Annotated in this window: 18 protein-coding genes; 5 read left to right on the top strand and 13 right to left on the bottom strand. The window is 36.5% G+C overall.

The features are described 5' to 3' along the window. Positions 1-58: 58 nt before the first annotated feature. The 3 genes from NAG76_10495 to NAG76_10485 form a co-directional block, all read right to left on the bottom strand. Positions 59-754 carry a hypothetical protein gene (locus NAG76_10495; GenBank protein ID URN96617.1) on the bottom strand — a complete coding sequence of 232 codons (696 nt, stop codon included), beginning with the start codon at positions 752-754 and terminating at the stop codon, positions 59-61. A 248-nt stretch (positions 755-1002) separates the two neighbouring features. After that, entirely contained in the window at positions 1003-2190 is a 1188-nt protein-coding gene (locus tag NAG76_10490; protein ID URN96616.1) for a multidrug effflux MFS transporter, read from the bottom strand. Positions 2191-2418: 228 nt separating this feature from the next. Beyond that, the gene (locus NAG76_10485; GenBank protein URN96615.1) at positions 2419-4140 is read right to left on the bottom strand and encodes an extracellular solute-binding protein; all 1722 of its coding nucleotides are present in this window, start codon (positions 4138-4140) and stop codon (positions 2419-2421) included. Positions 4141-4490: 350 nt separating this feature from the next. Here NAG76_10485 and NAG76_10480 point away from each other — a divergent pair, with 350 nt between their 5' ends. Next, the gene (locus tag NAG76_10480; GenBank protein ID URN96614.1) at positions 4491-6224 is read left to right on the top strand and encodes a histidine kinase; all 1734 of its coding nucleotides are present in this window, start codon (positions 4491-4493) and stop codon (positions 6222-6224) included. 47 nt (positions 6225-6271) lie between these two features. Continuing rightward, a complete protein-coding gene (locus NAG76_10475; protein URN96613.1) occupies positions 6272-7900 on the top strand; it encodes a response regulator in 1629 nt (542 codons plus the stop codon). A 117-nt stretch (positions 7901-8017) separates the two neighbouring features. On the opposite strand, the gene NAG76_10470 is transcribed toward NAG76_10475, so the two are convergent. From NAG76_10470 to NAG76_10460, 3 genes are all read right to left on the bottom strand, one after another. Beyond that, positions 8018-8221: a hypothetical protein gene (locus NAG76_10470; GenBank protein ID URN96612.1), complete on the bottom strand. Its 204-nt coding sequence runs from the start codon at positions 8219-8221 to the stop codon at positions 8018-8020. 180 nt (positions 8222-8401) lie between these two features. Continuing rightward, positions 8402-8731 carry a lipopolysaccharide assembly protein LapA domain-containing protein gene (locus tag NAG76_10465; GenBank protein URN96611.1) on the bottom strand — a complete coding sequence of 110 codons (330 nt, stop codon included), beginning with the start codon at positions 8729-8731 and terminating at the stop codon, positions 8402-8404. A gap of 201 nt (positions 8732-8932) precedes the next feature. Next, positions 8933-9517 carry a hypothetical protein gene (locus tag NAG76_10460; protein URN96610.1) on the bottom strand — a complete coding sequence of 195 codons (585 nt, stop codon included), beginning with the start codon at positions 9515-9517 and terminating at the stop codon, positions 8933-8935. Between the two features lie 284 nt (positions 9518-9801). Between NAG76_10460 and NAG76_10455 the strand changes: the two genes are divergently transcribed. Further along, positions 9802-10770 (top strand): acetylxylan esterase, encoded by a 969-nt coding sequence (locus tag NAG76_10455; protein URN96609.1) that lies wholly within the window; start codon positions 9802-9804, stop codon positions 10768-10770. A 132-nt stretch (positions 10771-10902) separates the two neighbouring features. Here NAG76_10455 and NAG76_10450 read toward each other — a convergent pair whose 3' ends face one another. The 6 genes from NAG76_10450 to NAG76_10425 form a co-directional block, all read right to left on the bottom strand. Next, positions 10903-11376: an NUDIX hydrolase gene (locus tag NAG76_10450; GenBank protein ID URN96608.1), complete on the bottom strand. Its 474-nt coding sequence runs from the start codon at positions 11374-11376 to the stop codon at positions 10903-10905. A gap of 114 nt (positions 11377-11490) precedes the next feature. Next, entirely contained in the window at positions 11491-13065 is a 1575-nt protein-coding gene (locus NAG76_10445) for an extracellular solute-binding protein (protein URN96607.1), read from the bottom strand. A 199-nt stretch (positions 13066-13264) separates the two neighbouring features. Then, positions 13265-14794, bottom strand: coding sequence for an extracellular solute-binding protein (locus NAG76_10440; protein ID URN96606.1), 1530 nt, complete (start codon positions 14792-14794; stop codon positions 13265-13267). Between the two features lie 269 nt (positions 14795-15063). Continuing rightward, positions 15064-16539 carry an extracellular solute-binding protein gene (locus tag NAG76_10435; protein ID URN96605.1) on the bottom strand — a complete coding sequence of 492 codons (1476 nt, stop codon included), beginning with the start codon at positions 16537-16539 and terminating at the stop codon, positions 15064-15066. Positions 16540-16626: 87 nt separating this feature from the next. Then, a complete protein-coding gene (locus NAG76_10430) occupies positions 16627-18030 on the bottom strand; it encodes an aldehyde dehydrogenase (protein ID URN96604.1) in 1404 nt (467 codons plus the stop codon). A 33-nt stretch (positions 18031-18063) separates the two neighbouring features. Continuing rightward, positions 18064-19941: an LTA synthase family protein gene (locus tag NAG76_10425; GenBank protein URN96603.1), complete on the bottom strand. Its 1878-nt coding sequence runs from the start codon at positions 19939-19941 to the stop codon at positions 18064-18066. A gap of 211 nt (positions 19942-20152) precedes the next feature. On the opposite strand from NAG76_10425, the gene NAG76_10420 reads away from it, so the two are divergent. Together NAG76_10420 and NAG76_10415 are read left to right on the top strand one after the other, a co-directional pair. Continuing rightward, complete coding sequence (locus NAG76_10420; GenBank protein ID URN96602.1) at positions 20153-20827, top strand: DUF4190 domain-containing protein; 675 nt, start codon at positions 20153-20155, stop codon at positions 20825-20827. A gap of 26 nt (positions 20828-20853) precedes the next feature. Beyond that, positions 20854-21615, top strand: coding sequence for an exodeoxyribonuclease III (locus NAG76_10415; protein URN96812.1), 762 nt, complete (start codon positions 20854-20856; stop codon positions 21613-21615). A gap of 546 nt (positions 21616-22161) precedes the next feature. Here NAG76_10415 and NAG76_10410 read toward each other — a convergent pair. Further along, the gene (locus NAG76_10410) at positions 22162-22509 is read right to left on the bottom strand and encodes a hypothetical protein (GenBank protein URN96601.1); all 348 of its coding nucleotides are present in this window, start codon (positions 22507-22509) and stop codon (positions 22162-22164) included. Between the last annotated feature and the right edge of the window lie 503 nt (positions 22510-23012).

The raw sequence follows: 23012 nt of genomic DNA, 5'->3' as shown, positions 1-23012 counted from the left end.
TAATGAAAAGAACAACGGAAGTATGAACTATTATCCAATATCTATTAAGTGTATCGGATTACAGCCATTCCTTCAAGTAAGCGTTGAGACTAGACATCGTCTTGTCTAAATTACACGCACGATGTTCATCACTAAATTGTTCACTCTGCCGAAAATAATCTGCATGACCACCTAAAGTACGAATGCCCTCTATGTAGCCCGGAGCATATTTTTGTGAATCCCAATGGGGTAACGGAATTTCTGGTGTAATGTAACTCCATCCTCCCCAGCTACCTAGACGACTAATAGGATCTTTAACTTTACCGTCATTATCTATTGAATGTATATAACCAACCCGCTCCTTTAGTTGCGGAATAATTCTCGTTTTCGGTGAGCCTATTTGAACGACTTTAGAATCAATGGGTAATTGATCTTCATGGAGTTTCCTAGCTATCTGATACGCGGCGACTCCGCCCCCACTATGTCCAATCAACAATAGTTTTGGGACCTCACAAGACGAGTTAATGCGTTCCCAGACTTTTCTACCGCCATAACCTGCGAGCTTTGCTTTTCTTGAAAGATCAGCACGTACTTCATATAATTGGCGCATTAAACTGCGCTCAGCATCTCCATATGGAAATAAAAGTTCGATATCAGGTGTAATGCCTTTCTGTTGTAAATTATCGACTAATGCATGTTCAAGTGCATGAAAGGCCGACGGTGATGTTTTTACACCCGCTAGCAAAAATATTTTTAGTGATTGACTAGCTTGCATGATTAAGCCCTCCGTTAGTATGCTTATCAATTCATTCTCTTCTTTACATTATGCTAGGAGCTACACTTTTTCATTCAACCATTTGTTAGCAAAAAACGGTACCACATCAAAAAGAAAAATCCAATTTTTCAAATTCTTATATAGCTTGCTTCATTTACTAAAAAAGTTGTCCTCTCGTATTCAACCAGAGGACAACTTTCGTTCCATGCATATGAAATTAATTGTTAACGAATTTAGGGAGAACCAATCTACCTCGACTCATATTTAACTAGCCTATGGCTCACTAGTACCATAGCAACAGTCAAACATACAAAATACATTGGCATCCTCAGCAAGGATTCATTGTGTAGAAGACTCATTCCTGTAGTAATAAGGCTAACTATAATGTAATAACCCAATCCGAAGATTGCTCCTGCTGTTCCAAGTACATCACCATAATTGACTAATGCTAGACTAAGACAATTCGGAATTGACATACCGATACCAAGGAGAATAATAAATATACACACTACCATTATCAGTAGATCAATCGTGGATACCTTTATACCAATAATAGCAAAGCATAGTAAAGTAATAGCACCTATCATTGAAATAATAGATCCGTACACTATTATTTTCTCAGGACGCAAATTTAAGATTAGTTTTTTCGATAACATTGCTCCAACTATAGATGACAATGCTACAAAGATTCCAAAAAAACCAAACCAACCAGGCTCCATTTGAAAAAAATCTATAAATATAAATGGTGCTTCAGCATAATAGCTAAACAATATTCCATTGGTTGCGCCAATGAGAAAACCAAACCCCAAAACTCTTCGATCTGTAATTAGACGCTTAGCTATAGATAAGATGTCTATTTTCACTCTTGCTGTCACCTTGGTTTCAGGCAAAGCAGTCCACGTATACATTAGAATGACAATACTCATCAATACCAATGTGAAAAACACTGCTCTAAAACCTAGCAATTGGTCTATCCATCCACCAAGAAGTGGACCTATAGCAGGGGTAAATGCAAGTGCTGCTGAAATCTGAGCGAATACCGCATGACGCTTGGCTCCCTCTATACTCTCACGCAAGATCGTTTGTGTAATTACTGATCCAGCACTAGCACCAAAAGCCTGAATGAATCTACAGATCAACAACCACTCGACTGAATTAGAAAGATAGCAGAAGAAACTCCCTATCCCATAAACTAGAATGCCCCACAGCATAGCTGGGCGCCTTCCAATGAAATCTGAAAACCTTCCCCAACAAAATACACCAACTGCAAAACCTACAAAATAAATGCTGAGCGTAAGTTGGATCATATTATTACTCGCTCCTAAGGACTGAGCGATATCTGGTAAAGAAGGAGTATATATCGTTTCACTAATTTGTGGAAAAGCCACAAGAATAATTAATAACAGTAATGAAGGATTTGAGATTTTTTGGTTCACAGCCTATTTCCCCCTTATCAATTAAAATCTCAATAAGTTAGGAATAAATTAAGGGATTACAGGCTTGCACTTAATTAGTCTAGAAAATGATAACATGGACTTTCACCTTTTATAGTTAGTAAGGGGGATTAACTAAAAAGTATTATAACAAATGCTTTAACTAATTGCATTCACAGTTGCTCTATTTCATACGAGCCAACTTCCTTTAACAAAACGAACATTATCGATTTATTGCGTACTTTTATACCAGTCGTTAACTTCTGTTGTAATTTCCTCTCCACCAGATATCAACCAATTTCCTACCATCGTATCGAACGCATCAATTGGCTGTTGTCCATATATTATTTTACTATATGTTTCGTTAACAAGCTGATTAAGAAGCTCATTTTTACTTTGCATTGTCTCGGTTATCGGTCCCAAATAGTAGCCTTTCATACGAATGTTTTTTTGATCAACAATAATTTTCATTGCATCTATATTTTCTTTCCTTCTAGTATTAAACACTTGTTTTTCGTAAGGTGATTCAGGTGCCTCACCATTGGCAAGTTTAATATGAGTGTCAGCATATAGCGTCGGAATACGTGCACCTTCATAAGTTAATGTATAGTAAAGTACTGGAGCAGTTTGACCCTTCAAACCAGGAAATAGCTCTGGATATAACTCAGCATCAGCCGTTAGACTTCCATCAGGTAGTACCGCGTAATCATAACCTTCTGCAAAACCGTTCTCGAATTTACTGCCTGGTTGCGGGTCAGCCAAATTATCGAAGAACCAGTTGTAGTAATGAATAATTGCTTCTGGGTGCTTAGCATTTTTGTTAACAAAGAGATATCCATTTACAGGAGGATTACCTCCAGCCGAACCAATTTTCCCATCGGGACCGGCAGGAATTGGGTATGCCTTGTAGCTTGCACCAGGTACGTTAGTGAGAAGTTCTGGGAAAGGCCATTCTGGAAGCCAGTTACGTCCTACCATAATTCCAGCTTCACCTTTAGTAAATAACTCAGTTCCATTTATCTCATCATACAAAGTAGAATCTTCGGAAATATATCCTTTTTCCATCCAAGACTTCAACGTAGCTAGTGCATCTTTCGCTGCTGGATCTATAGAACCGTTTACTAATGTTCCTTCATCGTTCAAATTCCATTGACTAGGCATTGTGCCATATGCACCAAATACGAAGCCAATATCAGACATCCAAGTACTAAATCCATTTTTAAATCCTGTTGCCAAACCGATCGTATCTTTTACACCATTTTGATCAGGATCATCGTTCACAAATGCTTCCATCACTGTTTCAAGCTCAGCGATCGTTGTTGGTGCTTTAATTTTCAACTTATCTAACCAGTCTTGACGAATCCACATAACATGATCGTCGTTATAAGCATAGTCTAAAATTGGAAGTGCCATCTTTTCACCTTCGCGAGTAATTGGCAACCAAATCCCAGGATCAAGAGCAAGACCTTCTTTATAAGTGTCATTAGCATATTTTTCTACTAACTCACCAACTGACATAAATTGTCCAGAGTCGATTAGCATATTAACCGTTTCTAAATCTCCACGGTACGAAATAACATCTGGCATTTTCTCCTCAGAAGAAAGCATCAGACGAAGTTTTGTTTTGTAAGCGTCATTGGTATTCGTAACAACCCAATCATACTTGATCTCAATGCCTAGTTGATCCTTGATGATTTGTGTATGCACATTGTTTTCAATACTCTCTCCTTCTTTGAACACAGCACCGTTCTCAGGAATACCCCATACTGTTGTTAACGTAATTGGAGTTGAATATTTACCATCTACAAATATTTCATTATTTCCACTGTCGATAATCCCCTTTGATTTGGAGTTATTATTTGTCTTTTCCTCATCATCAGTGTTTACCCCATAACATGAAGTAATTACTATAACAAATGACAAAATCAATAGTACTGATAATATTTTGTTCATTATTTCGCTCCCTATATGTAAAATGAAATCAAAATGACTAATACCATTTGTTATGAATTAATCATAGTATTAGCAATAACTATTTGAAATGCTATTATCTTTAGATTGATGCCATTATCTTACCCACTCTTTCATAGCTTCAAGATCAATTGTCAGCAGTTATGTAGTTAATGGATATTTTTACTAGCCAGATCTATAATAACCCATCAAATCAAGTATTCCAATGCATGACCAATGTAAATTATGAAACAATAGCAATCGATGAATTCAATAAAATTAAATTGTAATTTTTACTCATTGCTGTATCATAATTCTAGCAACACCACTGCTTTGAAAAGAGAGGTTATGAGATGAGGTTACGAGAAAACACATTCGCAAAAATCATATCGCTTATCATTCTGTTGTTAATTCCGATTATTTTACTTTATACATTATCTATGCAAACAAGTATTCAAGTTATTAAGGATGAGGTTCGCTCTCTAAAGCAAAAGGATATTAATTTTCTTGCTAATGAATTTGATAAAAGTGTCACAACGTTAACCTCTCTAGGCTTCTTATTAAATGAGGACATACATATTCAGTCACTACAAACACTCCATTTAACAGATAGCGTTTACGAACGTAATAATGAGCGGCTTCGAATAATGGAGCGTTTGCGGTTACTTAATGTATCCCAGCGCTGGGATACTCAGTATAGTATTCTCGCCCCTTCCAACCAAGAGTTTGTCTCTACGAATAGATATCTTTCATATGACTTAGATAAAGTGAAAAGTCTACTTGCGCCAGAATGGAAGTACCAGGAAGTCATTACGCAAAATATTTCCCAGAAGCGTTTTGTTCGTCATATTGTAAGACCCAAAAATAAAATTGCTAATCTTAATGAAGCTGGTATTATTATTGAGATTTCTTTCCCTGAAGAACATATTATTAAAGATTTGGACACATTCAAAGAGACAGGAAAAGGTGACCCTTTCCTATATAATATGGACGGCAGCTCTATTCAAAATAAAAATTCAGATAAAACAACGATTACAACAATAAGTGATCTTATTCAGTCCGAAAAACTTGTTCCTACATCCAGTAATCAAATCATTAACATTTCAAAACAAGAATACTTAGTATTGTTTGCACCTATAGACACTTTAGGTTGGTATCTCGTTGACTATGTACCGATTGATAATATGTTACAACCGATTGTTAAAACTCAAATTTTATTTTATGTTTCTGTTGTCTTATTGCTTGTTATGAGTCTACTTGCTGGTTACTTATTGTATCGTAATGTTCAACGTCCCATTGCTTTGTTAATTCGAAATGTTAGAAAGCTTCAAGATGGTGACTATTCTACTCGAATAAAAGTTAATCCGAAAAATGAGTTTTCATATTTATTTGAGCGGTTTAACGATATGACTGCAGAAACTGAACGATTAATTGAGAAAGTATATATGGAGGAGTTACGTCTAAGAGAAGCGAATGTAAAGCAATTGCAATCGCAGATTAATCCTCATTTTCTATACAATTGCTTTGCATTAATACGAAGTCTAGCAAGATTGAATAAGACGGAATCCGTTATGACCTTATCGATGCATCTTTCTAAATATTATCGATATACAACTAGGGTTGAGAAGCTAACAGCTACACTTACTGAAGAAGTGGAGTTACTCAGAAGCTATCTCGAAATTCAACAATTTCATATTCAACACATGTCTTACCATATAGAAATTCCCGAATATATGCTTGATCTTGAAATTCCTCGTCTGTTACTTCAGCCAATTGCAGAGAATGCTGTACTGCACGGGATTGAGCAATATGATGGTGATGGTATAATTACGATTTCAGCTGAAACCGTCGGGAACTTTCATTCCATTATTGTAGAGGACAATGGGGTAGGTATGACAGAAGAACAATTAGAGATGCTTGAACATAAATTGTTTGACACACCAGATGATAACAGTGGTTGCGCATTGTGGAATATTAGACAACGTATGATTTTTCAATTTGGGCCCGAGGCTTCCATTAATTTCTCAATCAGACCAAGCGGCGGCTTAATCGTTCGTCTATCGTGGATTAGTCCTAGTAAGGAATAACAATATTAACGTTTAACCATCATGAAGTGTCGAAGGAGTTGCTTGACATGTATCAATTATTAATAGTAGATGATCAACCAGATTTGGTTGAAGATCTTGCAACTAATCTAGACTGGAGCAGCATCAATATATCATCTGTTTATCAGGCTCATTCAGCATCTGAGGCTCTTGATATATTGAGAATGACTCCGATTGATATCGTCATTACCGATATTCGCATGCCTGGAATATCCGGCCTTGACCTAATAGAGTCTATTAGAGCATCCTGGGACCATATAAAATGCATTTTGCTTTCTGGTTACAATGATTTCGAATATGCAAAACGAGCTCTCCAAAATCAAGCTAGCGACTACTTATTAAAGCCAGTCGAAGACGACGAGCTACTTGAAGCTGTTCAAGGTGCCATAAACGAGTTAGAGAGCCGTTGGAACGAGATTAGTTCTCACCAAAAAGCATTGGCATCTATTCAGATAAATCTACCTATCTTACGATCCCATCTATTAAACTCCTTACTTAATGGTGAGCAGATAAGTAAGGAGCAGCTTGAAAAGCGTATTAAAATGTTGGAGTTACCGATTGAATGTGGATTAACTTGTTACATGATGCTAATGCGTATGGAGGATTATTTTTACGATCAAAGTGACAGTGACATCTCATTGCTTGAATATGCAGTTTGTAATATAGCAGAAGAAATTTTTAATGAAGATTATCGACTTTGGTATGTCAAAGATAGCTACGGCTATTATGTATTCCTCATACTACCTCGAGAGGGGTTATCAACCTCGAGAATCTCACAATTAATGAATCCTGTAGCTGTCGAACAAAAGGCCGCTCAGCTCCAACATTATGTGAAATTATATTTGAAGGGGACTATTTCTTTAGTACTAAGCAAGATTGGAATATTTCCTGTACATTTATCAGCTCAGTATGAAGATTTAATTAGAAGTTTTCGTCAGCGCATTGGGAGTGAAAGAGATTTTTTGCTCACATTGAATGAGGACGAGCAATATGAAAATGAGAATGCTCACTCATTGACACACTTGTATACCCCACCACTTCTTAATCATTTGTTAGAAACAGGTCAATGGGATGCAGTAGATCAAAAGTTAACATTGATTTACGAGGAGTTAGAGCAAGATCGTGGAGATTCGCACGAGTATATTTTAGAAACATATTATTGTATCGTAAGCTCACTAAGTTATTCCATTCATAAAAACAAATTGCGGTTAGTAGACTGCCTTGGGGCAGAATTCAATCAATTAATGAATGGCCCACACTTCCATACGATTGCTCAATTGAAATCTTGGACTGATGAAGTATATTCAGCCTATAAACTTGTTATGCTTGACCGTGTACAAGATTCACGAACGGGTATTATACAAAAAGTACAGGAATATGCTTCTCAACATTTGACCGAAGCATCTCTACAAACGATTGCAGATCACGTTCACCTGAACCCATCTTATTTATCTAAAGTATATAAATTAGAAACGGGCGAAGGGATTAGCGAGTATTTGTCTAGATTAAAGATGGAAACGGCTGCCCACCTACTCCGTTCAACCTCAGATAAAATTTATGAGATAGCTGCGACAATTGGCTATATGAAAACAAGCTACTTCATCAAATTGTTTAAGGATCGCTTTGGTGTAACTCCTCAAGAATTTCGTGAACGGTAAGAAATATAATGACTTCAAAAAAGCCATGAAAGACTACAATAATGTAGTCTTTCATGGCTTTTTAAGTACCCAGTAATCAGCGGTTATTAACCAATTGATTGCAAATGATTCGCATCATTATACGCCCATTTTTTTACGTTGATTATTAACCTTTTTTGTATTTTGACTAGTTAATTTTTTAGTACCAGTCGACAAATCTTGTTTGCCAGGTCCGCCTTTTTGTTGCTTACGAGCAGCAAGAAGTTGCTTAGCACGTTCAGCTTGTGAAAGTTGCTTTACTTCTACTTGTTCTTCTGGTTGTTGAGTGTTTTCATTAGACATATATGTCCACCTACCTTTATATGGTTGTTCAAAAAGCAGACTTTGATAACGAAGTGATGCAGGAAAGTTAATCGAACATTAATTATATTTTACTACAGATTGATACTCGAATGAAAGGGCATCCTTCAATTCGTGAAGAATACTCACTCTCTATTTCAGTATATGTAAAATCAATGCACACTACTTACTCAAATCTTCTTGTTCTGTTGCCGCTTCTTTCTTATCTTCTACGATAACTTCTTCATAGTCTGTATGACCATCAACATTAAAACCCGCTAATTGTTTCTCGTACTGTTTTACTTTACGTTGTAGAACATATACACGCACAAGTCCTAATGCCCCTACAGTCAGTCCACCAAATAATGTAGAGAATAGAATAACGAGAATAAGTGGGGTCGAAGTATGACCAAAAAAGAAATTAACTTCTACAGGCTCCACATTTATGACGGCAAATACTGCAATCACTAGTGCAAATACAAATGCTAACAACAACATCCATTGACTTTTCATCTTATTGCCTCCTAAAACTTTTCATATGCTTCCTGAAATACTACGTTGTAATGAAAAGTAGCATCGGAAGCATCAAGCATTTCTTCATGAACAATATTTTATAGTTTGTACAATTAAGCATCATATTCTACAAACATACTTACAATGATGTTAGCGTATATTGTCAGAAATGTATATAAAAAAGCTAGTTCAGCGTTATTCTCATAACTTTTGAACTAGCTTATATGCTGGTTGAAAACTATCACCAATATCATGCTTTAGACCACCTAGATAACTTCTTAATCTGCCACGATAGATAAGTTCTAATTGTGCATCGAGAAAGTCACCCGGAGTAACGAGAGTCGTTTCTTTATTGAATAGTTCAAGTTCAGCGTTAAGTAGTATTGTAGAAACAAATTGCGAACAAAAATAATGATTTCGACGATCCCATGGAATATTAAAATATACGGCTATCATTCCAAGGAAATTATAATGATAATGATGAGAGTAATGAATAAAGTGATCTATCTGAGTGCGAATTGTATCGTACGATTGCTGTGAAACCTTAATTCGATATATCGCACATTGTGAACGTAAAAATACTGGACCTGTAATGTCTTCACGAATAAATCCACCAATGAAAGGATTCCGTTGGTACTTTCGTCCAAAACTATATACTTCTCTTAGATCACTATCAAACGCAATGGATACGTGACTAAGATGCTCTTTTGTACAATATGAAATAACATTGGCTAGAACAGTGCCAGTATTCGTAAGAACAATATATAATTCTCTTTCTTTCGCCATAGTTACCTCCCTAACATATAAACTCATATTAATAGTCTAACTCGATGTGGGAAATGCTGTAACCTTCTTAAGTAATAGCAGATACTAGACTTAAGTCTAATTGACTCCCAAAAACAAACCAAATATTTACAACTCAATAGAATTTTACTTCATTTCACATTTTGAAACAACAGGAAATTAATACATTATTTTTATTTTCTATCTTATATATTGAAATGATAGATTAGATATGTCACAATTTTACTATTAAAACAATTAAGTTCAAGAGGGGATGTTTTTGAATAATGCCACAACCATATGATATGCCTTTAGAACAGCTACAGCAGTATAAACCAGCCGCAACTTCAGCTGAAGACTTTAATAGTTTTTGGGAAGAAACGCTTCAAGAACTTCATACAGTGCCTCTTACATATGAGCGACATGAGATTTCATATCCGGTAAAAAATATGAAAGTCTATCAAGTGTTCTTCAAAGGATTTAATAATGCTCAAATTGAAGCGGTACTTGCTATGCCTATCACTGATACGAAGCTACCCGGAATAGTAGAATTTCACGGGTATAACTGGGTGAATGATCGTGATAAACATGATGTCGTTAATCTTGCATTGAAAGGCTATGCAGTTATGCGTATGTTCTGTCGAGGTCAATATGCAGGTTCTATTGATAATGTCATTTCCAGTAATGGTCATATTTCTGGTTGGATGACAAAAGGTATTCAAAATAAAAACGAGTATTATTATCGAGCTGTATATATGGATGCTGTGCGTTCCATTGATATTCTTGCTTCCATGCCTGAAGTAGATGCTTCGCGTATCGCCGTGACAGGTGGTAGTCAAGGTGGTGCAATTACATTAGCAGCAGCTGCACTTTCAACTGTACCACTTGTAGCGGTAGCTGATTATCCTTATCTTTCGAATTTTGAACGCGCAATTGATGTTGCACCTACTGGTCCTTACTATGAACTCAATGAATATTTCCGTCGATATAGTGATAGACCAGAAATAGAAGAGAATGCTAAGAAGACACTTAGTTACTTTGACATGATGAACCTTGCCCCTAGAATTAATTGTTACACATGGATAACTATTGGACTAATAGATGATATTACTCCTCCATCCACTGTTTTCGCAGCATATAATCATTTGCAGTGTAAAAAAGATATCGCTGTATATCGCTACTATGGTCATGATCAAGCTCCAGCTTCCATTGGGGTAAGATTACAAATTTTTATGGATTACCTTCAAACAAAATAAACCTTCGTGCTAGTAGCTGATCATGATTGGTTACTAGCTTTCTTATTAAGCAATGACTATTAAATATCATACCATGTAATGGAATTATGATCACTTACTTCTTAATGTATTCCTTTAGTTCGCCTCTTACCATTAAGTCAGTACTTCTTTGATTAATATTTTTTGATGATCTGGTAAGCCCTCAGGCCATTCTCCAACATTACAATACATCATATTAGATATTTCAGCACTAGGCTCAAATTCTCCTTCACTGATCGTCCCTTTATACACAAGTTCTATTCTATTTGGAATTTTACCATAGATAGCTTTTGCTAAGCCCGTAATGTTCACCTTAAGTTTTGTCTCTTCATATATTTCTCTCGCCAAACCTAATTCTGGACTTTCTAATTCCATCCAGCCTCCTGGAATTCCCCATGGCTTAGTCCGATATACATGATTTAATAGTAGCACTTGTCCTCTTTCATTCGTGATTACACCGAGCACAGCAACAAGAAATTTGTGTTGAGCTCTGTACACAAGCCAATTTTTCAGCTTTGCAAATGGAATGTGTGTATACAAGTAAACAAGAAAACTTTGCGGCAAAATATTAACGATTTTCCTTAACACAAACACACCTGCTCTATGATTATTATTATCGTACTAATATTATATAACCGACTAATTATGAAAAAAGCTAGCAGATCCATAATCTGCTAGCTTTTTCTCCTTCCCTACTGTTAACTATTCTACGACTTCCTCAGTCGCTACATCATCAGAAGCTGCTTCTTCAGTAGGGGTGGGAACTTCTTCAACTGTAACCGATTCGCCAGCTGCTGCTTTAAGAATTAGCTCTTCACTTGTTACGTTTCCTTCCATATATCCTTGATTCTTCTCATTCCAATACTTTTCTTGTTCTTCTGGCGTCATCTTATCAGTCGCTAGTAATTCATTACCACGTAATTGTAATTCTGCTAGCGCTTCTGCAACAGTAATATCACCAGTATTCAATTTATTAAACGTTTCATAAGCAATACTATAGTACTCATATTGATATCTCTCAGGAATCTTTGTATAGTCTATATTTTGATTCATTGGTTTTAGCTTATAGAATGCAGCATAGTTGCGTTCTGTATCAAGATTCAAGTATTTAGTTCTAAGTGGTAGGTTACCATATGAAACTTTAGATTTTACACGTGCATACTCGTCACCAGTAATATATGCGATAAAATTCCACGCCTCTTCAACGTTTGTTGAAGCTGCATTAATAGCAAACAAATTATAATAGCTCATGAAATATGAAACATCAGGATTTTGTGATCCTACTGGAGCAGTAACAAGATCCCAATTGTCAGTAAAATCCTCAGGATTTTTAGCGTAATTTTTCATGTCTTCAATGTTATTTACAAAATAGTTACCATCCACTCTCATCGCGAGTCTACCAGTTAATAATGGATCCATGCCATAATTTGATTCATCTTGTTTGAAGTATACGGTTCCGTCTTCGCCGCCACCCCAAAGCATTTCATCATAGAATAAAATATCTGATTTTAACAACGTTTGTGCCTGCTCAACAATAGCAGCCCAAGCTGGTGTATCAATTGTCATTTGTAATGTATTTTCATCAAATACTTTCAAACCTTCTGTATTAGCAAGCAAATTAATCATTTCATTCAAATCTTTACCCCAGCCCATCTTCAGACCGAAGACACGATCTAGCGGGTCTCCATCTGTAGGGAACATACTCGCAAGATTAATAACTTCCGTCCAAGTCATTTGATCTGTTGGATACGGTACGTTGTATTCATCAAATAAATCTTTGTTATAGAAAAGTGCTTGTGTCGAGAAGTTTGTTGGGATGGCATACAAATTACCACCGCCATAGCCTTTCATCGTTTCAATCACACCAGGAATAAGTCCATCTACATCATACTTGCCATCTGTTACAAAGCTTTCGATATCATATAATTTCCCTTCAGTACCCATTTTTTCTAATTGAGTTGGATCAATCATAAGGATATCCGGCTGCTCTTTTTCTATAAATGCAGCTAGTGCTTTTTCATAATCATTATCGTTTTCTTCCATAATTGTATTATAGATATTATTTGTGTTTACAACTTCAATTTCAATATTAGGATAAAGTGCGCTATAAAGCATGCCATAATCTTGGAAGAAACTGTTCTCGTCGTAATACATGACCTTTAATGTCCGTTCTTGATTTTCATCTTCAGATCCATTTTTTCCAAAGCCAAAGCTACATCCCGTTAACATAGCTAAAGTCAAACATAGAGCAATTCCACCTCTAAGCGATTTTCTCATCTCTTGGTTACACCCCTTAATTGGAATACTTACACTATCATAACGTTTCACAAAGGTAAAAGGTTGCATTTTTACCATATTTTTAGAACAACTAAAAATATCTTAGCTTTTTTGGGTTTATTAGTCTTTTACCATACAAACCATTAAAAAGCTAGCAGATAATATCATCTACTAGCCTTCTTCGTTAAGTTATGGCTTACTATTCAGTAACTGCCTCTTCGGTTGCATCCTCAGTAGTTACTTCTTCAACTTCAAAAGGAACCATTATTTCTCCACTGGAGCTTTCCATATACATTTTCTGTTGTTCTTCGATGTATTTCTCTTGTTCTTCCGGGGTCATCCTCTCTGTCGCTAACAATTCATTACCACGTAATTGCAATTCTGCTAATGCTTCTGCAATCGCAATCTCACCATTGTTCACTTTACCAAATATTTCGTTAGAAGTAGTGTAGTACTCATATTGGAATCTTTCAGGAATCTTTGTATAATCGACATTTTGGATTGCCGGTTTTAACTTATAGAATGCAGCATAATTTCGTTCTGAATCTAATTCAATATATTTAGTACGTAACGATAATCCACCGTAAGAAGATTTTGATTTCACACGTGCAAATTCATCACCTGTAATATAGGATATGAAATTCCATGCTTGTTCCACATTTGTTGAAGCTGCATTAATAGCAAAAAGATTATTGTAACCGGTAGAGTATGATACATCAGGATTTTGTGATCCTACTGGTAAGGTAACAATATCCCAATTACCAATAATATCTTCAGGGCTTTGAGAATATTTTTTTGCATCTTTAATTTCATTTACAAGATGATTACTATCTACACTCATCGCAAGTCTACCTGAGAAGAACGGATTTCTGCTATAATGATCCAAGTTTTGATCAAAATAAACGACCTCTTCTCCGCCACGCCCCCACAGCATATCTTCATAGAATAATACATCTGATTTTAATACGGATTGTGCTTGTTCTACAATACTTGCCCAACCTGGTGTATCAATAGTCATTTGCAATGTATTTTCATCAAAAACTTTCAATCCTTCTGTATTAGCAAGCGTACTAACAAGTTGACTTAATTCTTTACTCCAGCTCATTTTCAAACCAAATATACGTTCTAGTGGGTCACCATCCGCAGGGAACATATTGGCAAGATCAATAACTTCCTTCCATGTCATTTGATCTGTTGGATACGGGACGTTATACTCATCAAATAAATCTTTGTTATAGTATAGTGCTTGTGTATAGTAGTTCGTAGGTATAGCGTATATATTACCACCACCATATTCTTTCATTGTGTCGATAACACCAGGTATAAGTCCATCTACATCATATTTGCTATCTACAATAAAGCTTTCAATATTATATAATTTTCCTTCAGTGCCCAATTTTTCTAATTGAGATGGATCTAACATCAGAACATCAGGCTGCTCTTTTTCTATAAATGCGGCTAGTGCCTTGTCATAATCATTATCGTTTTCTTCCATTAATGTATTATGTATCACATTCGAGTTTACAACTTCAATTTCAACATTTGGATAAAGTGCGCTATAAAGCATACCATATTCTTGGAAGAAACTACTTTCGTCATAATACACAACCTTTAATGTACGTGCTTCATTCGCATTTTTAGAATCATTTTTTCCAAAACCGAAGCTACATCCCGTTAATATAACTAAGGTCAAACAAAGTATAATTCCACCTCTAAACCAACTTCTCATATCCCAGTTACACCCCTCTATTCTTTTATTTACATATATATTACGTTATACATATGTAAATAGTTTCATATTTTCCAATATTTCCTTAAATATTTTCATTTTTCGAGTATAACTAACAATCTATGGTAAGAAGATCATCTCAAAATATCACTGAAATCAAAAAAAAGGCTAGCAGATATTATCATCTGTTAGCCTTTTTAATTAATCTATTGTTTTCTAGTCAAAAACTCCGTCATTATTTCATTAGAAGTTATTGCTTGGTCGGATGCTTAACGAAGCATTTGTACAGATCCAGAGTCTTCCATGTACATTTGATTCTGTTCTTCCCAATATTTCTCTTGCTCTTCTTTTGTCATCTTACCTGTCGCTAACAGTTCATTACCACGCAATTGCAATTCTGCTAATGCTTCTGCAATGGTAATTTTACCTTCAGTTACTTTATTGAATGTTTCAGTAGAAACATTGTAGTACTCATAAAGGTATCTTTCAGGAATTTTGTTATAGTCCACCGATTGGTTCATCGGTTTTAACTTATAGAATGCAGCATAATTACGGTCTTTATCTAATTGCATATATTTCGTACGTAACGGTAAGTTACCATATGATACTTTAGTTTTTACGCGTGCATATTCATCTCCAGTAATATAAGAGATGAATTTCCATGCTTCTTCGACATTTGTTGACGCAGCATTAATTGCAAATAAATTATAATAGCTAGTGTAATAAGATGAATCTGGATTTTGTGATCCTACCGGTGCAGTAACCATATCCCAGTTCTCAACAATATCTTCTGGATTTTTAGCGTATTGTTTTGCGTCTTCAATTTGACTTACAAAATAGTTACTATCTACGCTCATCGCTAGTCTACCTGTGAAGAATGGATTTTGACCATAGGAATCAATACTTTGATCAAAATACATTATTCCGTCTCTGCCACCGCCATACATCATATCGTCAAAGAATAATACATCTGATTTCAATACAGATTGCGCTTGCTCTACAATACTAGCCCAAGCTGGTGTGTCGACTGTCATTTGTAATGTATTTTCATCATAAGCTTTCAAGCCTTCCGTATTTGCAAGTGTATCTACCAGGGTACTCAATTCTTTATTCCAACCCATTTTTAGACCGAATACACGTTCAAGTGGATCTCCATCTTTAGGGAACATATTCGCTAGATTGATAACTTCAGTCCATGTCATCTGATCTGTTGGATACGGTACGTTATATTCATCGAATAGATCTTTGTTATAGAAAAGCACTTGAGTAGAGAAATTCGTCGGGATAGCATACAAATTTCCGCCACCATAACCTTTCATAGCATCAATAACACCTGGGACAAGTCCATCTACATTATATTTGCTATCTGTTACATAGCTTTCAATATCATATAATTTACCTTCTACACCCAGTTTTTCTAACTGTGTTGGCTCTAGCATCAAGACATCCGGCTGCTCTTTTTCTATAAATGCAGCTAGTGCTTTGTCATAATCGTTTTCATTTTCTTCCAAAAGTGTATTCTGAATCTGACTAGTTTCTACCACTTGAATTTCAACATTAGGATAGAGTGCGCTATACAGCATGCCATACTCTTGGAAGAAACTTCCTTCGTCATAATACATAACTTTCAGTGTACGTGCTGCATTTCCGTCATTAGAGCCATCTTTTCCAAATCCAAAGCTACATCCTGTTAACATAGCAGCGGTCAAACATAGTGCAATTCCACCCTTAAGCCATTTTCTCATCTCTTTGTTACACTCCTCGGTTGTAATAATTACATTCATTTAACGTACGAGCAAGGAAAAAGGTTGCATTGTTTCCATAATTTCCGGCTACTTTAATACTTTCTTTAAAAGCTTCAATTTTTCCTTGTAAGGAGGGAACAAAATACCCGGTTCAAATAGAGTTGTTCGCTTCAAAATACTTTTTCGATGGGAAAATTGTTCGAAGCTATGTTTACCATGATAAGCACCAATACCAGATGGTCCAACACCACCAAATGGTAGCTCATAATTGATATAATGACTTAATGTATCATTAATACAACCACCACCAAATGATACAGAATCAACAATTCTTTGTTCAACAGCACTATCTTCTGTAAATACGTATAAAGCAAGTGGCTTATCGTATTGCTTTATATAGGCTATTGCTTCACTTAAATTATCATATTGAATAACGGTACAGATCGGTCCAAACACTTCTTCTTGCATCGCTTTAAGCGTGACAGGTTGCTTACAAGTACCTCCATTAAGAAATGTTGGCGAAATATAGCGTTGTTGCTCATCATACGTCCCACCATATATGTATTGCTCATCTATACCTTCTAACATTGCCTTCAATCTAGAGAAATGAAGATCACTTACAATACGACCATAATCTTCGCTTTCCATCGGATTTTCACTATAAAACTGATGAATGGCTTCAATAACCGATTTCATAAACGGTTCATAGATCGATTGCTGAACAAGTATGTAATCTGGAGCAATGCAAGTCTGACCGTTGTTCAATAATTTCCCCCATACGACTCTTTTTGCTGCAATCTCAATTTTGGCAGTATGATCAACGATAACTGGACTTTTCCCACCAAGTTCTAACGTTACGGGTATTAATCTTTCAGCAGCTGCTTTCATTACAATTTTCCCAACTTTAGTGCTTCCAGTGAAGAACATATAGTCAAAAGGCGCATGAATAAGCCAACTTGTCTCTTGTTGGGCACCTTCTACTAGTCGCACATAATGCGGATCAAATGTTTCTGTTATAAGATTTCTAAGTGCTGCTGATACATTCGGCGTATATTCTGAAGGTTTAATAATCGCACAATTCCCAGAAGCAATTGCCGCAACTAACGGCTCCAATATAAGCGAAGCAGGATAGTTGAACGGACCGATAATGAGTACCGAGCCATATGGCTCCGATACAATATAACTTGAAGTTCCGATAAGGGGAAACGGAGTCTTAACACGTTTAGGCTTTGCATACCGATGAAGATTTTTGATCATGTGAGAAATACTATATAGCACTAGCCCAAGTTCCGAAGCAAATCCTTCTGTTTTGCTTTTCCGCAAATCGACATGCAATGCTTCTAGTATATTGTTCTCATGTTTCATAATCGCTTGCTTCAACTTCTTTAATTGTTGAATTCGAAATTGAACGTTGCGAGTTTCTCCACTTTCATAATATGCTTGTTGCTGCTCAACCCATTGCGTAATCAATAACTCCGTTACATTTCCCATACCATTCACCCCTTCATATCCTATACTTGATAACTATTTCATAGGTAACTGCCTTGAATAGAGATCTGACATTTCCATTAGTTCCATTATATAATCATAGTCCGACCGTAGATTACTTCCAACTTCAACATTCTCAAATGTTTTCAAATCAGTTGCTACTCCATCATTAAATCCAAGTCCTGGTACAAATAATACATTATCATTGAAGAACGTACCTGTTGGCATATAATATCTTGTTCCAACAATATTCGTTTCTGTATTCAATAGATCCGTCCCGAAGAGAGCCTGAGCATGTTCATTTGTATCGATACCTAAAACATTATAAATCGTTGGAAGCATATCCACTTGTCCAGCTATTGTATCAATGACTTCTCCCTCAACCCCTGGAATGGATAGGATAAATGGAATATTCAACCGACTTATTGTGTCATGATAAGGAATTCCTAATTGCTCACTGACCCAATCAGGATCATTCTCTTTGGGCTGCAAGCCAGAGTGATCACCATATATAGCTATCATTGACTGCTCCCACATCCCTGCATCTTTTAAATGCTGAATGAAAATACCTAGTTGCTCATCCGTATAGCGAATAGCCTGCAAATAATTGCCTAGCTGTGTTTCAGCATAAGAGCTTGGTAATACTAGATGCTGATCCTCCTTAGGAACAATAAACGGATGATGACTTGATGTCGTAATAAGTTGAGCATAAAAAGGCTCTGATTTTTTCTTGAATTGTTCAAACTCTTGCATAATAACCCTATAGAATTCTTTATCTGAAGCACCAAAGCTATTGAAATGATCATTTACAAAACTCTCCGAATCAAAGTACTTATCGAAGCCTAAAGCTGGATACATTTCATTACGATTCCAGAAGGATACGTCATTAACGTGAAAAGTATAGGAATCATATCCCTGTGTAGCTAATGTTCGTGGTAAACTCGGTACTTCCTTTCCTCCTACGAAGCTACTCATATTCGGAGCTCCAAGCGGATATACCCCTGTATTCAGTATAAATTCTGCATCTGATGTATTTCCTTCACCAATCTGTTGATACATTCGTGGAAAATAGAAACTATCCTTAATTAATGCGTTCAAATTAGGCGTAATCTCTTGATCTCCTACCTTCAATCCGATAACAAAATTTTGGAAAGATTCTAATTGCACTACGATCAAATTACGACCTTCAGCTACACCATGATACGTTGCATTATCCGATACATCACGATCAGCAAACCATTCCTGAATCAGTGCTTGTGATTCGGCACGTTCTTTCTCAGTCATTCCACCGCCTGAATTAGTCTTTCCTTGCCCTAAAACGACAAATTGATAAGTAATTACTCCTAATCGATTCGCAAGCGCATGTTCATTTTCAATATTTCTCGCAGTAAAAACGATCGTTCCGCACACAATTAAACTTAACGTAAAAATAATCAAAGCTCTTAATTTCGGACGTTGTTTTCTAGTTGTTGCCGTCCAATAATGAGACCTAACCTCTATTTTTCTACCCCATATCATCGTCATTAATGCTAATATAATAAAATCAACGAAATAGAAAATCATATATGGTTCAATAGCTGAAGTTACACTTTCACTAACTTGGCTTACTTGATTCATATGAGTCAAAGTTAAATAGGTTGGAATACTTCCATAGTAACTATAGTATATTGATGTAGCAAACCATATTAGTGATAACAACCCAGCGATTATATATTGTAGAACCGCTTTCGATTTTCCGCGTAAAAATATCGCAGGTAATGCCATAAGACATATCATTGCGGCTATGTCAGATACAACACCCCACAGCGATAGATCATGGATGCCTAATTGCCGAAATAGAACTATTTTTATCAACAAAAGCATTGATAATAGTATCGCGGGGTATTTGGCATACCATTGTACAAACTTTCTCACTCTGACCACTCCTTGGCTACGAATGTAGCTTAATTCATTACTTTTTCTCTCGACTATTGTCACTTTAAATTAACAACAATAGTAATATCTTATCGCAATTGAGCGTTCGATGAAAGCTTAACGATTAATTGCTACTAATTGATTGTTGACATCGTGAATATTTGCTATGATAGAAGTTAGAAATTTGCGAACAAATTTAAGGAGGCAAATAATGAGTGATCAGTCGAATCAAAAAGATTTCCCTTACGGAAATCCAATAGGTAACAACGATCTAACAGATTCTCAGAGCCAACAATCAGATCAACAAACTAACCAACCTACTGCTAATAGCAATGGTACTGATGGCTATAACAGCTATGACCAATCTAATGGTCAACATTCAACATATGTAAATAACGGACATAATCAACAACCGCCTTATAACAACCAATATCAACAGCCTGTCCAACAGAACTTTCAACCATATCAACAACCACAACAGCAAAGCTATCAACAATCTCCACCTAACTATAATAATCAGCAGCCGTACAATGGGCAAGATCAATATTATGGGCAAGCACAGAACGGTAACAACCCGAACAACCCTCTCCAACAACAAACTGTAATATATCGTAGTAACAAAACAAATACAAAATCTATTATAGGTTTAATTTTTGGTATCCTTGCGATTATTGCGCCATATATCGGTTTCTTCTTCGGTATTGCGGGAATTATATTGAACGCTATGGCGTTAAAAGAAATTGCTCGTAAGCAGGAAGATGGAAAAGGATTAGCAATAAGTGGTCTAATTACTAGTATCGTTGGTACACTTCTATATGGTATTATCTTTATCTTTCTTATAGGTTTATTTGTATTTGTGGAATCAACTAATAATATGTATTACTAAAGATTTTGAGGAGCAGCAAGATGAAGCTGAAGTGTGTATCTTGGAATGTAAATGGTTTACGTTCCTGTGTTACAAAAGGATTTCTAGATGTTTTTCACGATCAAAAGGCAGATTTTTTCTGCTTACAAGAAATTAAGTTGCAAGAAGGTCAGATCGAGCTTGACCTCGGTGACTCTTATTATCAGTATTGGAATTATGCTATTAAAAAGGGTTACTCAGGTACAGCGATCTTTACGAAGCATCAACCGCTTTCCGTCTGGTATGGCTTAGAGGATGATTGTGAAGATGAAGGTAGAATAATAACGCTTGAGTATGATACTTATTATGTTCTGACCGTCTATACTCCTAACGCTAAGCGCGACCTTGCACGTTTACCTTATCGATTAGAGTGGGAACAACGTTTCAAAGATTACGTTACTAAGTTAGCAGCTAATAAAGCTGTTATCATTTGCGGCGATCTGAATGTTGCACATCTAGATCATGATGTGAAAAACGCGAAGTCTAATATAGGCAATTCAGGATTCACTTTTGAAGAACGAGCTTGTATGAGTAATTTACTTCAAGCAGGCTTCACCGATAGTTTCCGGCATCTTCATCCTTTCGTCGAAGATAAATTCTCATGGTGGTCCTTTATGCCAAAAGTTCGTGAACGTAATATCGGTTGGAGAATCGACTATTTCCTTGTCTCTGAGCAGCTTAGTGATCATATTATCGAAGCGACGATTGAGGATCAGGTACTAGGCAGTGATCATTGCCCAGTAACACTTACTGTAGATGTAGTTCAATAAGTGGACTTTGATAACGAAGTAATGCTAACGTACCGTATTCGGCATCGAATATGAAGCGAACTTGGCAAGTCCGGGCCGCGTGTACCAACCACGTACACTTGCGCTTCCTCCTTTCAAAAGTAGCACTTCATCTTCTCGGTTCTGAAAGCCTACGTTTTGAACTTTCATTGGAAGATGTAGTTCAATAAGTAGACTTTGATAACGAAGTAATGCTAACGTACCGTATTCGGCATCGAATATGAAGCGAACTTGGCAAGTCCGGGCCGCGTGTACCAACCACGTACACTTGCGCTTCCTCCTTTCAAAAGTAGCACTTCATCTTCTCGGTTCTGAAAGCCTACGTTTTGAACTTTCATTGGAAGATGTAGTTCAATAAGTAGACTTTGATAACGAAGTAATGCTATCGTACCGTATTCGGCATCGAATATGCTATCTATCTAATATACATGCAGATAAAATGCCCTTGGTGGTAGGATATTAATTCCTACTGCCAAGGGCATTTGTAATGAGTATGCTATATGGTAGCTCGCTCAACTAGTTGTCCGACTAAGCTAATGGAATACGATATTCCGAATGGGTTTCAACAATATGTTCTCCTTGATCGAAAACCCAACTGAAATGAAATTGATTCCCTTCATATTCAGTACGCTGACGTATATCCGGCACAATCGTTGATTCCAAATGTGAATGAATGACTTGTTCCATATCTTGCAGCTTTTGTATCGTTTGTTGAGCTAAAGAATTAGCCTCTTCCTCAGGCAAACTCTGTAAAAAATATATTTGTGCAATATCTTCTGAAGTGAGACCATCCTCAAGGACAATACCTCCACCACGAAATACTTCCTTCACAATGCTTATCCAATCTGCTACCAGATCCATTTCAACCTCATACATATGTTCAATAACTCCAATCTGTCTTGTAAGTTCATTCAGTATATCATTAAATTGTTCTATCCGGTTGTAACATGTAGCGAAGCTACATGTTCACTGGAATTTGTTCTGTCACCTTCAAAGTAACACTCAGCAGCACAAGATGCTTGTCAGCGACTCTGCACTACTTCGGAGCATCACTTGAAGTCTCAGCATCGGAGTCGTTCACTTGTCAGCACGTAACGAAGTTGCGTGATCACTCAAATCTTTTCAATTATATCTCCGAAGCATCTCGCAGCGGCACAAGCGACTTCGCTTGTCAGCGAAAATGCACTACTTCGGAGCATCACTTGAAGTCTCAGCATCGGAGCAGCGTTCGCTTGTCAGCACGTAACGAAGTTGCGTGATCACTCAAATCTTTTCAATTATATCTCCGAAGCATCTCGCAGCGGCACAAGCGACTTCGCTTGTCAGCGACTCTGCACTACTTCGGAGCATCACTTGAAGTCTCAGCATCGGAGCAGCGT

The sequence above is a fragment of the Candidatus Pristimantibacillus lignocellulolyticus genome (assembly GCA_023639215.1).
Taxonomy (GTDB): Bacteria; Bacillota; Bacilli; order Paenibacillales; family Paenibacillaceae; genus Pristimantibacillus; species Pristimantibacillus lignocellulolyticus.
This window is presented reverse-complemented; position numbering and strand designations above follow the sequence as displayed.

Coding starts and splice junctions, on each gene's coding strand:
- NAG76_10440 (URN96606.1), bottom strand. CDS start 14,794: ATGAGAAGTTGGTTTAGAGGTGGAATTATACTTTGTTTGACCTTAGTT.
- NAG76_10420 (URN96602.1), top strand. CDS start 20,153: ATGAGTGATCAGTCGAATCAAAAAGATTTCCCTTACGGAAATCCAATA.
- NAG76_10480 (URN96614.1), top strand. CDS start 4,491: ATGAGGTTACGAGAAAACACATTCGCAAAAATCATATCGCTTATCATT.
- NAG76_10465 (URN96611.1), bottom strand. CDS start 8,731: ATGAAAAGTCAATGGATGTTGTTGTTAGCATTTGTATTTGCACTAGTG.
- NAG76_10470 (URN96612.1), bottom strand. CDS start 8,221: ATGTCTAATGAAAACACTCAACAACCAGAAGAACAAGTAGAAGTAAAG.
- NAG76_10475 (URN96613.1), top strand. CDS start 6,272: ATGTATCAATTATTAATAGTAGATGATCAACCAGATTTGGTTGAAGAT.
- NAG76_10460 (URN96610.1), bottom strand. CDS start 9,517: ATGGCGAAAGAAAGAGAATTATATATTGTTCTTACGAATACTGGCACT.
- NAG76_10410 (URN96601.1), bottom strand. CDS start 22,509: ATGTATGAGGTTGAAATGGATCTGGTAGCAGATTGGATAAGCATTGTG.
- NAG76_10455 (URN96609.1), top strand. CDS start 9,802: ATGCCACAACCATATGATATGCCTTTAGAACAGCTACAGCAGTATAAA.
- NAG76_10430 (URN96604.1), bottom strand. CDS start 18,030: ATGGGAAATGTAACGGAGTTATTGATTACGCAATGGGTTGAGCAGCAA.
- NAG76_10485 (URN96615.1), bottom strand. CDS start 4,140: ATGAACAAAATATTATCAGTACTATTGATTTTGTCATTTGTTATAGTA.
- NAG76_10435 (URN96605.1), bottom strand. CDS start 16,539: ATGAGAAAATGGCTTAAGGGTGGAATTGCACTATGTTTGACCGCTGCT.
- NAG76_10445 (URN96607.1), bottom strand. CDS start 13,065: ATGAGAAAATCGCTTAGAGGTGGAATTGCTCTATGTTTGACTTTAGCT.
- NAG76_10495 (URN96617.1), bottom strand. CDS start 754: ATGCAAGCTAGTCAATCACTAAAAATATTTTTGCTAGCGGGTGTAAAA.